11 protein-coding genes are annotated in these 12,776 nt (G+C 45.4%); 4 read left to right on the forward strand and 7 right to left on the reverse strand.

What is annotated here, in order from left to right; genetic code table 11:
• The first annotated feature begins 83 nt into the window (after positions 1 to 83).
• Positions 84 to 1,241, forward strand: a complete 1,158-nt coding sequence (locus tag PaeBR_RS18095; protein ID WP_410511913.1) for a glycosyltransferase family 4 protein — start codon at positions 84 to 86, stop codon at positions 1,239 to 1,241.
• Positions 1,242 to 1,484: 243 nt separating this feature from the next.
• Here PaeBR_RS18095 and PaeBR_RS18100 read toward each other — a convergent pair whose 3' ends face one another.
• The 4 genes from PaeBR_RS18100 to PaeBR_RS18115 form a co-directional block, all read right to left on the reverse strand.
• Complete coding sequence (locus tag PaeBR_RS18100) at positions 1,485 to 3,443, reverse strand: ATP-dependent DNA helicase (RefSeq protein ID WP_410511914.1); 1,959 nt, start codon at positions 3,441 to 3,443, stop codon at positions 1,485 to 1,487.
• Between the two features lie 212 nt (positions 3,444 to 3,655).
• Positions 3,656 to 4,300, reverse strand: a complete 645-nt coding sequence (locus PaeBR_RS18105) for an ISL3 family transposase (protein WP_410511915.1) — start codon at positions 4,298 to 4,300, stop codon at positions 3,656 to 3,658.
• A gap of 204 nt (positions 4,301 to 4,504) precedes the next feature.
• The gene (locus PaeBR_RS18110) at positions 4,505 to 4,789 is read right to left on the reverse strand and encodes a transposase family protein (RefSeq protein WP_410511916.1); all 285 of its coding nucleotides are present in this window, start codon (positions 4,787 to 4,789) and stop codon (positions 4,505 to 4,507) included.
• A gap of 977 nt (positions 4,790 to 5,766) precedes the next feature.
• Positions 5,767 to 6,882 (reverse strand): Gfo/Idh/MocA family protein, encoded by a 1,116-nt coding sequence (locus PaeBR_RS18115; RefSeq protein ID WP_410511917.1) that lies wholly within the window; start codon positions 6,880 to 6,882, stop codon positions 5,767 to 5,769.
• A 168-nt stretch (positions 6,883 to 7,050) separates the two neighbouring features.
• On the opposite strand from PaeBR_RS18115, the gene PaeBR_RS18120 reads away from it, so the two are divergent.
• Together PaeBR_RS18120 and PaeBR_RS18125 are read left to right on the forward strand one after the other, a co-directional pair.
• The gene (locus PaeBR_RS18120; protein ID WP_410511918.1) at positions 7,051 to 7,401 is read left to right on the forward strand and encodes a winged helix-turn-helix transcriptional regulator; all 351 of its coding nucleotides are present in this window, start codon (positions 7,051 to 7,053) and stop codon (positions 7,399 to 7,401) included.
• Between the two features lie 109 nt (positions 7,402 to 7,510).
• Positions 7,511 to 8,194, forward strand: a complete 684-nt coding sequence (locus tag PaeBR_RS18125; RefSeq protein WP_410511919.1) for a YqjF family protein — start codon at positions 7,511 to 7,513, stop codon at positions 8,192 to 8,194.
• Between the two features lie 40 nt (positions 8,195 to 8,234).
• Here PaeBR_RS18125 and PaeBR_RS18130 read toward each other — a convergent pair whose 3' ends face one another.
• From PaeBR_RS18130 to PaeBR_RS18140, 3 genes are all read right to left on the reverse strand, one after another.
• The gene (locus PaeBR_RS18130; protein WP_410511920.1) at positions 8,235 to 8,864 is read right to left on the reverse strand and encodes a serine/threonine protein kinase; all 630 of its coding nucleotides are present in this window, start codon (positions 8,862 to 8,864) and stop codon (positions 8,235 to 8,237) included.
• Between the two features lie 112 nt (positions 8,865 to 8,976).
• Entirely contained in the window at positions 8,977 to 10,107 is a 1,131-nt protein-coding gene (locus PaeBR_RS18135; protein ID WP_410511921.1) for a Ger(x)C family spore germination protein, read from the reverse strand.
• Positions 10,107 to 11,510, reverse strand: a complete 1,404-nt coding sequence (locus PaeBR_RS18140) for a spore germination protein (RefSeq protein WP_410511922.1) — start codon at positions 11,508 to 11,510, stop codon at positions 10,107 to 10,109. The genes PaeBR_RS18135 and PaeBR_RS18140 overlap by 1 nt, the downstream gene beginning before the upstream one ends.
• A 133-nt stretch (positions 11,511 to 11,643) precedes the next feature.
• Between PaeBR_RS18140 and PaeBR_RS18145 the strand changes: the two genes are divergently transcribed.
• Entirely contained in the window at positions 11,644 to 12,729 is a 1,086-nt protein-coding gene (locus tag PaeBR_RS18145) for a GerAB/ArcD/ProY family transporter (RefSeq protein ID WP_410511923.1), read from the forward strand.
• The last annotated feature ends 47 nt before the right edge of the window (positions 12,730 to 12,776 follow it).

Below are 12,776 nucleotides of genomic sequence, written 5' to 3' on the forward strand. Positions count from 1 at the left end.
TATCTCCAAATAACATCAGGTTAACCCCCATCGAATATTTGCCTGTTATGATCAGGACAACAAGAGTATCGGGAGGGGTATCAATGCGTCTTGCATTATTTACGGACACTTTTCTTCCGCAAACGAATGGTGTTGCCCGCACGATTTACCGCTTAACCGAATATTTAAACCGCCGTGCCATTGAGCATCTGTTGTTCACGCCGAAATCCGCCCCGGAAGAGAGTTACGCCGATCCGATTCGCCCCATTGCCAGCATTCCTTTTTTTCTGTATCCCGAATGCAGGCTCGCACTGCCGAGCATGGCCTCCATACGTAACGAACTGAACGCCTTTCAGCCCGATTTGCTTCATATGGCAACCCCATTTAATATCGGCCTGTGCGGCCTCCGCTATGCCAACAGACTGGGCCTCCCTCATGTTGCTTCCTACCATACCCATTTCGACCGTTACCTCGAATATTACCGGATGAAAAAAATCGTTCCACTCTATTGGAAGTACATGAAATGGTTTCATCATTCCTGCGATGCTACTTTTGCTCCGTCTATGGAAACGATGGATTCCCTCCACTTGCAAGGGATCAGCCGGGTGAAACTTTGGTCCAGAGGGATCGATTGCGATCTCTATACGCCGGAAAAGCGCAGCGGGGGCGTACGGGAACGCTACGGAATTAACGCCCCTCTGCTGCTGCTCTATGTAGGTCGAATTGCCCCTGAAAAAGATATCACTACCCTAACAATCGCCATGCAGGAACTGCCGGAATCGTTACAGTCCCAAGTCCATTGGCTGGTTGTGGGAGACGGTCCGCTTCTGCCGGAGCTGCGGGCGCAGGCGCCCCGTAATGTGACATTCACCGGCTATAAGCATGGCGAAGAGCTTGCACAGCTGTACGCTTCGGCCGATTTGTTCGTATTTCCGTCCAGTACGGAAACGTTCGGCAACGTCGTCCTTGAGGCAATGGCCTCGGGATTGCCCGTCATCGCAGCGGATGCAGGTGGTGTAAAAGATCTGGTCGTACCCGGCCGTACCGGCACATTGTTCGAATCCCGCAGTCCGGAAGCTTTAGTTCGTGAGATCTGTACATGGTCCAACCAACCCGATCAACTGGCAGCTATGGGACTCGAAGGCCGGCGGCTGGCGCTCGGCCGCTCCTGGGAGAACATTTTTGACGAACTCATTAGGGATTATGAAGAAATTATCGAGTCCAGACACATAAAGAGGGGAGCGGGGATTTTTACAGCTTAGTGGTGTAAACAGCTAAAGAATGGAACATATTTAAGAGCTCAACACTAAAATCAGTACTTGAAATGTTCTGCGAGCAAAAACAAAGGGGAAATCTCCATCTCATAGGGAGGTAACCGTGCGCGGTTTTCGGCTGGAAAGCAAGAACTGATTTTGAGATAGAGCCTATTTAAGCAGGCAAAAAGAAAGACCTCCTTGATTGTTCAAGAAGGTCGATGATTTATAATTTGTTCAGCCGTTACAGGTCTACAGTTTCTGACTTGCAAGTGTCTGAAGCTGAATTCCCTTTGGCAGTACAGAGGAGATATATTCGTGCACCGGGTGCTGTCCGTCATCTTCCGCAAGCACAGTCACCATTCCGCGGTCCTCGCCGGTTCGAATGAGACGGCCAATTCCTTGCTTGAGCCGCAGCAGCATATAGGGCAGGTCCACATCTTCAAAAGGAGAGACTGTCTCCGACCGCTTGGCCATAAATACAGGATCAAGCGGAGGATACGGCAGCGACCAGATAATGACATTTGACAGAGAAGGACCGGGAATGTCCAATCCTTCCCACAAGCTCACGGCACACAGCACACTTTGCTCGTCCCGCTGAAAAGCCGAGATTAAATGGCTGATCTCCTGATCGCCTTCATAGAGGAATGAATACTTGCCGGTTTCAGCTCTTTGCTTACATTCCTGCTTGAATTGCAGCAGTTCCTCACGGGTGCGGAACAACAGCAAAGCCCTTCCTTCCGACCGCTCGATAAGCTGCATGGAAATCTCCATTTTCCCGGAAAAATCACCTGTTAACCGCTCCGGTTTATAGACCTGCATCTGATGCTCATAATCGTAAGGGGAGTCTACAGAGAATGACAGATAATCTTTTACACCAAGGCTATCCCGCAGATAATGAAACGATTTATCCACTGACAATGTAGCCGAAGAGAATACAATCGGCATTTTCTGGCTGAACAAGCCTTCCTGAAGCACCTGCTTGACATTTCGCGGCATAACGGACAACGTCATACCGTCACTGTCTTCCGTCGCCCAGCAGATCAATGCGCCCGAATCTTCGAACAGTTTCAGCGCAATCTCCATCATCTCCAGACGCTCTTCCACAATTCGTAATTGATACTCATCAAGCGTGTACAGCTCGCTTTCGAATACCAATTCTTCCTCAATCGTCGCAATCACACTGCGCAGCCGGTGCACATCCCGAATCAGCAGATCATTCAGTTCGATACTCATCCGGTCCGAGCCCGGAATACGACGGCTTTGACGGCGGATGCGATCAAACATAAGTTCACTTTGTACAATCGCTTCATCAATAAGTACGGCAAGCGTTTCACGGATTTCATTCTGAAGCAGGCGGGTAAGCAGCTCTTCAAATACGACATGCTTCATTTTATAACCCAAAGCCTTCATCGCCGCCGATTCGAGCAGATGCCCCTCGTCAAAGACAACCGCGCAATGTTCCGGCAGCAGGGGAATCTGCCCCTCCCTTTTGCGCGCTTCAAAGGTCCAAACATGCTCCATATAATAATCGTGGGAACAAATAATCAAATCCCCGGACTTCCGGTAATGATCACGGGACAGCGTCTGGCCGCAGCGTTGGCGCAAGTCGCAGGTTAAGCAGTCCTGAAAGGTGTCCCAATTAATCTGGTTCCACTGTTCGTCATTCAGATCAGGGTAATCCTTCCGATCCCCATACGCATGGAACTCCTGCATTGCCTTATAAGAGTTTACAAAATCGGGCAAAGTCCCGTACAAGTTCTCCAGCGGCAAGCTCTCGTCGTCACGGCTGCGGGCCTGGTCCAGCTTCTTGAGGCACATATACTTATCCGGTGATTTAGCAAGTCGGGCGTCGATTTCCATACTCAGATGCCGCGAAAGCTTGGCAATATCGCCTTCCGGCTTCACCAATTGCTCAATCAATGACTCATCTGCACAGGCAATGACAACCGGTTTACCGAAATAACGCGCATAACAGGTGCTGTAGAGCAAATAAACCAATGTTTTTCCGGTGCCGACACCAGCCTCGGCGAATATCGTCATTTTATCTGCAAAAGCCCGCTCCAGCTGGTAAGCCATATAGATCTGCTCATCACGGACTTCGAATCCTGCCTCAGGAAGAATTTCATAGAATACATCTCCCACCCATTCGCCTACTTGCTCTATAAAAGGTCTGGTAGGATCATACTCAAAAGGATACCGCTTCGCCAACAAACCTACCTCCAGTATTAAGATCAATAGCAAAATTTAATTATCTCATATTTTTTCAAAAAACAAAACAGGCTCAATCTAAAAATTAGCGGTTGAAGTTTTCATCCTAATAAACGGTGCCGATTACACTCAATTAAAATCCCGGCTTTGTAACATCGACGATTGCGCGTGAAATAGTGTCGGCGTTGGTACGATTTAATGCGATTATGCCATCATTCCACCGTCGCGTTCGTCCAGCGGCAGTGATGGTAGTTCACGATTTCCTCTTCCCAATTCCGCATTGTTTTCAAAGCGATTTGCACTGCTTCATGCTCAATACCTTCCCCCTGCTGACACCAACGGGTAAAACCAAGCTTGGCCACATGGAAATTCGGCGAATAATCATACCATTGAGAGAAGGACTCTTTCCATTCCCATACCTCTCGCAGCAACGGGGAGAAGGCCAGCAACTGCTCTAACTGAATTTGACTCTTGTTCGGTAAAGAATCTGCCGGTGGATTTAGCAGTCGGTGATGACTTTTTAAAATCCCTTTGGCCCGAGGGGAAAGGGTAGACTGAACTGATTTTCGGACGGCCTGGACACTTTCATTGACGTAACCGTGAACGTGGAAGCGGTCAGCAATCCGAATCGCCCTTGGAAAACACTCGCTGATCCAGGTGTGATACGTTTGAGCCAGATCCATGACGACGGCCTTGGGATTCAGGGTCAAAAATTCCGGAGGCTGCTCGGCATACGCGCGTAGCGCGTCCAGCTTTCGCCCCGAAAGCTGGTCTAGCATGGTTTCGCCTCGAAGATCGTGAATACCGGTGTTATACGTGTGGCCCTTTTTAATCGCAAAGTCGTCGATGCCAAGCACCAGCTCCGCCTGGTCTTTAGCTTGCTTGGTGCCATGCTTGCTGGAGCAAACGTTCGTTCTCTGCAGGAAGGGCCTCCTAATGCATGCGCTGAACCGTGCTGGCCGGTGCTTCTTGCATTCTCGCGCTATGTGCTGCCGTGGAACCCAGCGCCTGGTTTACGGTCTGCGGCGAAAAGCCCGACTGTATCGTTCTTTGGGGCCAACCTACGCATACGACCAAACAAAACCAATATGGCACCGCGAGCAGGCCAAGCGCAGCGAGGGAATGTGCAAAAAGCACTTTTTACCAAAGACGCTGACATGACGAATCTTGCGCGGCGTATTGCGGCCGTCTCGCTTCACCGCTTCTTCAGAGTGACAGAGGGGACAAGGCTGTTTGTAGGCCACCGGTGAAGCTTCCAAATGCACTTCTGTTGCATGGATAGAGAGAACGCTATGAAGTTGTAGATCTGGTAATCCGAGCAGTTCGTTGATATACTGGAGTGGCATCTGTCATATCCTTTTTGTTGTTGAGGTAGGACTTACAACAATACAGGATTTGCAGATGTTTTTCTATTTCTATTCACATTCTTTCCGTTTTCGATTTTCAACCGCTAATTTTGGTTTTGAGCCGGAATTATTCCACTAAATTTATTATATAGATATCCGGCCATAAAAGAGGCGAACACTCACATTATATGGAGAAATTCCCGTTATTTCTTCTCGTGGGAGTGTTACGCCACCATTAGAGGGAGAAATTCCCGTTATTTCTTCTCGTGGGAGTGTTACGCCACCATTAGAGGGAGAAATTCCCGTTATTTCTTCTCGTGGGAGCGTTACGCCACCATTAGAGGGAGAAATTCCCGTTATTTCTTCTCGTGGGAGTGTTACGCCACCATTAGAGGGAGAAATTCCCGTTATTTTTTCTCGTGGGAGTGTTACGCCACCATTAGAGGAAGAAATTCCCGTTATTTCTTCTCGTGGGAGTGTTACGCCACCATTAGAGGGAGAAATTCCCGTTATTTCTTCTCGTGGGAGTGTTACGCCACCATTAGAGGGAGAAATTCCCGTTATTTCTTCTCGTGGGAGTGTTACGCCACCATTAGAGGGAGAAATTCCCGTTATTTCTTCTCGTGGGAGTGTTACGCCACCATTAGAGGGAGAAATTCCCGTTATTTCTTCTCGTGGGAGTGTTACGCCACCATTAGAGGGAGAAATTCCCGTTATTTCTTCTCGTGGGAGCGTTACATCACCATTAGAGGGAGAAATTCCCGTTATTTCTTCTCGTGGGAGTGTTACGCCACCATTAGAGGGAGAAATTCCCTTTAATTCATTTCCACAGCGCGGAGGGCCCTGCGGGATTCTGGAGATACGAAGTTTTCACCTATAACACCGATCGCAAGACCCCTCCGAACCCTTAGTCGCTTGATTCACGATCGGTCAACCGCTGATTTTGGTTTTGAGCCACAAAACAATTTCTTTATGTCTTAACTTATATTTGGTACCGTTAAATACTGAATGTTGCCGGTTTCGGCAGACTTGGTTATTTGATCCAATAAGTAATGAAGTCTATATCCTGTTTGAAAATCTGGAGTAGTGCAGGTGTTTTTGTGTAAGTTATCAGCAAATTGTGAGTAAAGCTGAGCGATATTATAAGAGATAAGATGAACTGCCTGCGGGTCGATATGATAATAATGAGAAGGAACAACCAAGGGTTGAAAAGCGTTATTTTCAAGAGCGGCCTGCAGTTGGAATGAATCCCATTGAAACATCAATCCGTCTTTGGATTTCATCGAAATCTCGCCTTTAGTACCAATTATATCTATAGTTAATCCAGCTATCTTTGAATTGCGAAATTGTCCTGACAGGAGTGCGCCGCTTTTTAACGTCCCATTGATCGCGACATAATCAGGTGCGGTAGCATAAATCACTTCACCGGTTTCCACAACACTTATTTCTTTGTATTGTGTCTCTAATGCGGCTGATATTTTAGTAAAGGGACCCATCATGTAGGTAATTCCATCCAACAAATGACCGGCGGTAATGGTCAACTGATTAGCTCCATTCTTTATATCAAGAAGATAAGTATGGGCCTGATCAATCGTGTTCCCTTTTGTGGGAAAGGATGGCATCGAGTAGCTAATATTTACGGATAATACATCTCCCAGGTAAGCTGAATTAAGAAGATCCTTCACATAATTAATAGCCGGATTGGCACGAGCCTGCAGACCGGAAACATGTCGGACATTCTTTGTCATTGCCAATCGGAGAAGTTCAGAAGCTTCTGTTGTATGGAGTGCCAGCGGCCATTCGCAATATACATGCTTCCCGGCATTGATAGCTAAACGAACCAACTCGTTATGGTCCGGAACTTTGACGGTTATGACCACTAAATCGACTTCAGGATTTGCAACCAATTCATACGGATTTGTATAGAAGTGATTTATCCCAAATTGTTCAGCTATCTCTTTAGCACTTTGTAGTTGTGTGGTGCTTACTGCGATAATTTCAAATTCCGGCAGTGCTTGAAGAGCGGGGATATGGGCGATCTTCCCCCAGCCGCTTGCACCTATAATACCTACTCCTATTTTATCTGATTTCATATGATAATCCCTCCGTTTTTATGGTACGTTTATTATAGACATTATGGATGATATAATGAAAATATAGAAGTACCCACTTTTTTGTTATATTAGAACTAAAAAGTATGGTAGGCACTAAAAAGTACCTATTAATCTTGACTGTATTTTCATTAGGAGAGGAAGAACACTATGAAGGATTTAGCAAATAAAACTTATAACATTCCTGTAGAAGCCACACTGGATGTAATCGGGGGAAAGTGGAAAACACTGATTCTCTGCCACTTGACTTATGGGCCGAAAAGAACAAGCGAGCTTAGCAGGATGATGCCCGCTATTACGCAAAAAATGTTAACTCAACAGCTTAGAGAACTGGAAGAGGATCATATTATTATCAGAACAGTCTACAATCAAGTCCCGCCGAAGGTGGTTTATGAACTGAGTGAGCTCGGGTGGTCACTGAAACCGATTCTAAACTTAATGTGTGATTGGGGAGAGAAGTATATGCAGGAGCTTCCTAAATCGGGGAAAATCGGGCAATAATAGATAGTCCATTGCGGAATTTTTATGAGGAGTGGTTACAGTGAAAAACAGTGAAATCCTTTTGCATACTTCCCATCGACCCTTTCCATTACCCAAAGGACCGTGGATGATGAAACAAGTCTGGAAGGATCTGCTGTTTGCCCACTGGCCGGTGAATGAGGCGGAATTGCTTTCCTATATTCCCCCGGGCCTGGAACTGCAAAAGTGGGAAGGGAAACCCTGGATCAGTGTCTCTCCATTTCTTATTCACCCGCTGCGGCTTAGAGGAATCCCTCCGATTCCATGGGTCAATCGGTTTCTGGAGCTTAACATTCGAACTTATGTTGAACGGAATGGCAAACCGGGAGTATTTTTTCTTAATCTGGATGCCTCCAACCGGGTAGCTGTAACAGCTGCGCGCGCCTTCGCTCACTTGCCCTATAGGTATGCAGATATGAAGATTCATTCGGAAAAGGATGCCATTCGATATATTAGCAAGAGATCAAATTCCAATGGAGAAACCGCTGTTTTTAACGGTATATATAAACCAGTGAGCTCATCCATCTTTCATGCACAGCCGGGCACACTTGTTCACTGGCTGACAGAGCGTTATTGCCTGTATGCTGCAGACCCGGAAGGGCGGCTTTATAGTGGAGAGATTCATCATCTTCCATGGCCTTTACAGGAAGCAGAGCTTAGGATTAACATCAACACGTCTACGAAATCATTAGGTCTCGTTCATGACGAAGAGCCCTCTTTGCTTAGCTTTACCAAACGTCTTGATGTTCTTTTTTGGCCGCTGGAAAAAGCATAGTTGATTCATAAGAGAAAATTAATCTGCGTCCTTATCACTTCTACCTGTTTCGCCATAGCTGGTACCCCTTTCGTACGGTTTCCAGTACCGGACCGGGTACCGGAAACAGCCAACGGGAGGCGACCGGCTGGTAGAGACGGTAATATACTCTTTTGAAATCGTCCCACATGCTGTAATCTTTCTCCTTTAAGAAATCCGACACATCCACAATCAGACCGCGCCCGTCCTGGATCATTAAATTTTTGGCGTGAATATCATGAGGACGGAGTCCCCGGGAACTGGCATATTCCAAAGCACCGTCAATGTCACGGATGGCCTGATCGGATATGGGAATGCCCCGCTTCAGGCAGTCATAGACTGTTACCCCCCTAAGCCGCTTCAATATAAGAAAATCAGGTCCGACGTAATAGCACTCCGAATAGGCGGAATGATGTCCAAGGCGGCGGTACACCTCGGCTTCTTCCTGCTGCCCCGGTCTTCCCGGAGCGTAAACCTTAACCGCACAGTCTGCATATTCCGGATGAAAGAACACCGCAGCATAATTCCCTGCTCCCAATAGTACCCATGGCTTAGGAACACGATTGACCTTCACCGGTTCCTTTGGATCAACACTCTCAATCGACAAATTTCTCAATAGATCCCCCGTTACCAGTTCCTGCAGCTTCTCCATTCCTTACACTCCCCACGGCTCTAATAGACCATTTCCCCATTCGTATAACTCTAGTTTAAGGCATAATACAAAAAAAACACATCACGACATGCGCGATGTGAGTTTTTCCCCTTTATTCTGCGTCTCTGACCGAGGAGGTTCCGTTGATCTCAACCTGAACATCCATTCGCAGCTTTGAATCTTCAATAATATTTCTTCCGGCCTCTGAGGGATATTTCCTGTCAAATTTTTCTTGGATATCAAAGACATCGATTTTTTTATCTTTCCATTCCTGGAACAACTTCAGGCAGTTTTCTTCGATTGTTTCCGCCATAGAATCCTGCAGTTTCCCGATATTAGCCTTTGTCAATTCAAGCTCTCCCTGGATAGAGGATATGACTGTGTTCAGTCTTAACTTGATGGTTACGTTCAAATCATTGTTTTCAAGTTCGAGATCGGAATCATAATTGTTTTTCAGCAGCAGCATAGATACCAATTTAGTCTCATCTTCGGGATTTGCAGTGTTGATATTTCCATCCACCTGGTTGTTAAGTAAAAGATTAAAGTAATAGGTTTGTTCCTTGTCCAGTCTGCCCACCATTTTATATTCCTTAACGAGTCCCACGCCATTGATATAATACTGCCCTTTTGTATCCTCATCTTTTGAAACAGTGATAATCGGGAGGGAGTTTACCTTATCGCCAATGTATTTTTGGTTCATGAATTCTTTAATATTGATTTTGACCCCATACGATGTCACGGATTTCTTGTTGCCCAGCATTGAATAAAGGTACAGGCCTGTCATGTTCTCTTCCTGATTGGTCGGTTTAATAAAATCCTTCGGATCCCCATCATAAATACACAGGAGGGTGCGGTTAACAGATTCCTGCCATCTGTCAAACAGATCAAATACCAGATCAAGCCCGCTTCGGGAAAATTTCTCAGTGAATAAAATAACTTTATTATGGGCGAGGGAGATAGGCACACTTGTACGCGCTTCAAGGCTATTTATTGCATCAGCCGCGTTTTTGTTTGTTATTTTATAAACAATTCTTTTCTCTTGATTCGCTCCTTTTGAGGAACTGCGGATGGCGTTAAGGGTTTCAAAATAAAATACCATATTATCATCCTCGTCTTTATCGATCAGAATAGAGGTGACAAACACTACATGGTCCAAATCCCTGTAGCTTAGGCAGGAAGTCAAAAGGAGCAGCGATATGGACAACATTAGAAAGGCAGCGCAGATTCTTTTTAGGGTAGTCATCATTTTTTACCTCTGTATACAAAGGATTTGGATACCTTGCTCAGCGGTCCCCTTGCAAACACGTCCCAATTTGTAGCCCCTAACGACTTTTCGGTGCCCAGGGGGAATAAATAAGGATACTCACAGGATCTGAGCGATGCCAGATGTGCCATGATAAGGATAAACCCCAGATAAAATCCATGCAGTCCGAAGCATGCCGACAGGACGATTATAAAAACCGCCCATGCGGATACCGCAGATGTAAATCTGGGGTTAATAAAAGAAGTGATTGCATAAATCCCGGTAATTACAACCGTAATTTCTGAGGTAAGCCCCGCACCTACTGCTGCATCTCCGAGAATCAAAGCACTGACAATACTAAGGGCCTGTCCAACCTGTTGCGGAAGCCGCCGTCCGGCTTCTCTTGAAAGCTCAAAGAAAAGAAACATTAATAACACTTCTACTACGGTCGGAAAAGGAACGCCCGAACGGGAAACGGAAAGCTTGAAAACAAAGGCCGACGGAATGAGTGAAAAATGATGCGTTGTCAGCGCCACATAAAACCCTGGCAATAGCAGCGACATCATAAAGGAAGTCAATCTGACGAAGCGTAACAGGGTGACAAACAGCCTGTTTGTAGCATAGTCATCAGGAGCTTGAAGGGCTTCCACAAAAAAGCACGGAGCAGTGAGCGCAAAAGGGCTGCCATTGACAATAACCGATATTCTTCCCTCGAAGAGCCTGGATACAACCGTGTCCGGCTTTTCAGAGTAGTTAGTAGTGTCAAACAAACTTTTGTTGGGGCTGAGCACTTCCGCCACATACTGAATTCCCAGTACAAACTCATTATCCATCTCGATCAGCTTTTTCCGCGCCATATTCACAAGATCTTCGGGAGCGACCCCTTCGATATATAGCAGTGCCGCCTGCGTCTTCGATTGTTTACCCAAAATATGGCTTTCCACCTTTAGAGTTTCAGTAGCCATTCTTTTTCTTATTAAGCTGATGTTGTTTACCAACAGCTCGTTAAAGCTTTCATTTGAACCTACCAAAGAAGCATCGAACTGTGACTTTTCAATCGGCCGGGTCTGTATTTTTTTAGCTTCGAAATAGATGGCATAATCCAACGTTCCAAAGATCAACACCGGATCTCCGGCCAGAATATGCTCCAGTGCCTGACCGGTATCCGATATTTCTCCGATGCTGGAAGCGTAAATAACACGGCTGACGTCTTCTTTGCTTGTAATGTTGTGCCCCATTTGAGATAAAGGCTCAATGATATAATGGCTGATATAATTTAAATCACAGATGCTATCTATATAGAAGAGGGTAATAACATCGTTTCCAGCTAAAATTTTCCTCTTTTTAAAATCCAAACTTCCGGTTAACTTAGCTGAAATTTCATTTTCCCACACCGCTGTCATTAATACCCCACCCTTCTTTCCTTCAAAATTAAATTTATTCCAAATGTAGTATGCCAAATTTGCGGAATAACATTCCGGATTATTGCTAATAATGGTCATTATGTCCATATCAATCCAGAAGGAGGGCGCTTGAATGGGTAGCCTAAATTCCAAGCATCTTTTTTTTATCCTTTGCAGTTTGGCAATTGTTACTTTGAAAACATTTCCTACAGCATTTATCAGGCTTGGCGGGAGAGATACCTGGATTGCGATGATTATCGCGTCCATATTGATACTTTTGTACGTGTGGGTGATTTTGTGGATCAATAAGAAAACCAAGAACTATAATCTGTTTGATATTTATTCGCAAACTTTAGGGAAAATAGGCGGGGCTTTTTTTTCATTCTTTTTCATGATGACGATTCTATTAACCCTGTTTGAGAGCGCAGGAGCGGAAGCCAACGTAATACATACAGGGTTTCTATTATGGACTCCTATATGGGTATTTATTGCCGTTACCGCGCTTGCTGCGGTTTACATTGTAAAGAAGGGCATTGTCTCCGTAACCATCACTACAATTATAGTAATCTTTTTCATTAGCCTTTCAGGCATGTTGCTCGCTTTCCTTACGCATAAATACAAGGAGATCAAGTATATTTTCCCCATTTTGGAAAATGGATTTACATTTGGGTTACTTTTATCCACACTTAAAATCCTGGGTGCTTTAAGCTGTGTCAGTATTTTCATTCCGTATATTGAAAGTATCAAGGACAGAACAAAGCTCATCAAACACAGCATCATCGCTCTTCTATTCATTATCCAGATGCTAATTTACTCCATGCTGGGCATTATAACTACCTTTGGACCGGATCGGGCGCAAAATCTTGTGTTCCCGAAACTGGAGCAGACCCAAATTATCAGTCACTTCGGCTTTATGGAGGCCGGTGAGCTTTTTGTTATGCTTCAGGTTGTGGCAGGCTGGTTCATCCGATATGTCGTATGCTTCTATGCGCTCATGGAGCTTATAAGGTTATCGGGGATTAAATTAAAATTTAAGGAATATTACATCAGTGCGCTAACCATTGTTTTCTCTTATCTGTTCAGCAGGAATCTGTTCGATATGTTCGAAATTCTGGATTATTTGCTGTATATCCAGTTGGTCAATTTCTTGGTAATACCGCTTATTATCTATACCCTTTACTATTTCAAAAAAACACGGGTTTCCAGCGCCAAAGGCTAAAACCAAAAAGGGATATCCCTGAGGTCGTTACCGACCTTTATGGAATA

It is taken from the genome of Paenibacillus sp. BR2-3 (genome assembly GCF_046529485.1).
Lineage (GTDB): Bacteria > Bacillota > Bacilli > Paenibacillales > Paenibacillaceae > Paenibacillus_AQ.

Excerpts from the sequence above, each read along its gene's own strand:
- PaeBR_RS18095 (WP_410511913.1), top strand. The coding sequence starts at position 84 with ATGCGTCTTGCATTATTTACGGACACTTTTCTTCCGCAAACGAATGGT.
- PaeBR_RS18110 (WP_410511916.1), bottom strand. The coding sequence starts at position 4,789 with ATGCCACTCCAGTATATCAACGAACTGCTCGGATTACCAGATCTACAA.
- PaeBR_RS18115 (WP_410511917.1), bottom strand. The coding sequence starts at position 6,882 with ATGAAATCAGATAAAATAGGAGTAGGTATTATAGGTGCAAGCGGCTGG.
- PaeBR_RS18120 (WP_410511918.1), top strand. The coding sequence starts at position 7,051 with ATGAAGGATTTAGCAAATAAAACTTATAACATTCCTGTAGAAGCCACA.
- PaeBR_RS18125 (WP_410511919.1), top strand. The coding sequence starts at position 7,511 with ATGAAACAAGTCTGGAAGGATCTGCTGTTTGCCCACTGGCCGGTGAAT.
- PaeBR_RS18130 (WP_410511920.1), bottom strand. The coding sequence starts at position 8,864 with ATGGAGAAGCTGCAGGAACTGGTAACGGGGGATCTATTGAGAAATTTG.
- PaeBR_RS18135 (WP_410511921.1), bottom strand. The coding sequence starts at position 10,107 with ATGACTACCCTAAAAAGAATCTGCGCTGCCTTTCTAATGTTGTCCATA.
- PaeBR_RS18140 (WP_410511922.1), bottom strand. The coding sequence starts at position 11,510 with ATGACAGCGGTGTGGGAAAATGAAATTTCAGCTAAGTTAACCGGAAGT.
- PaeBR_RS18145 (WP_410511923.1), top strand. The coding sequence starts at position 11,644 with ATGGGTAGCCTAAATTCCAAGCATCTTTTTTTTATCCTTTGCAGTTTG.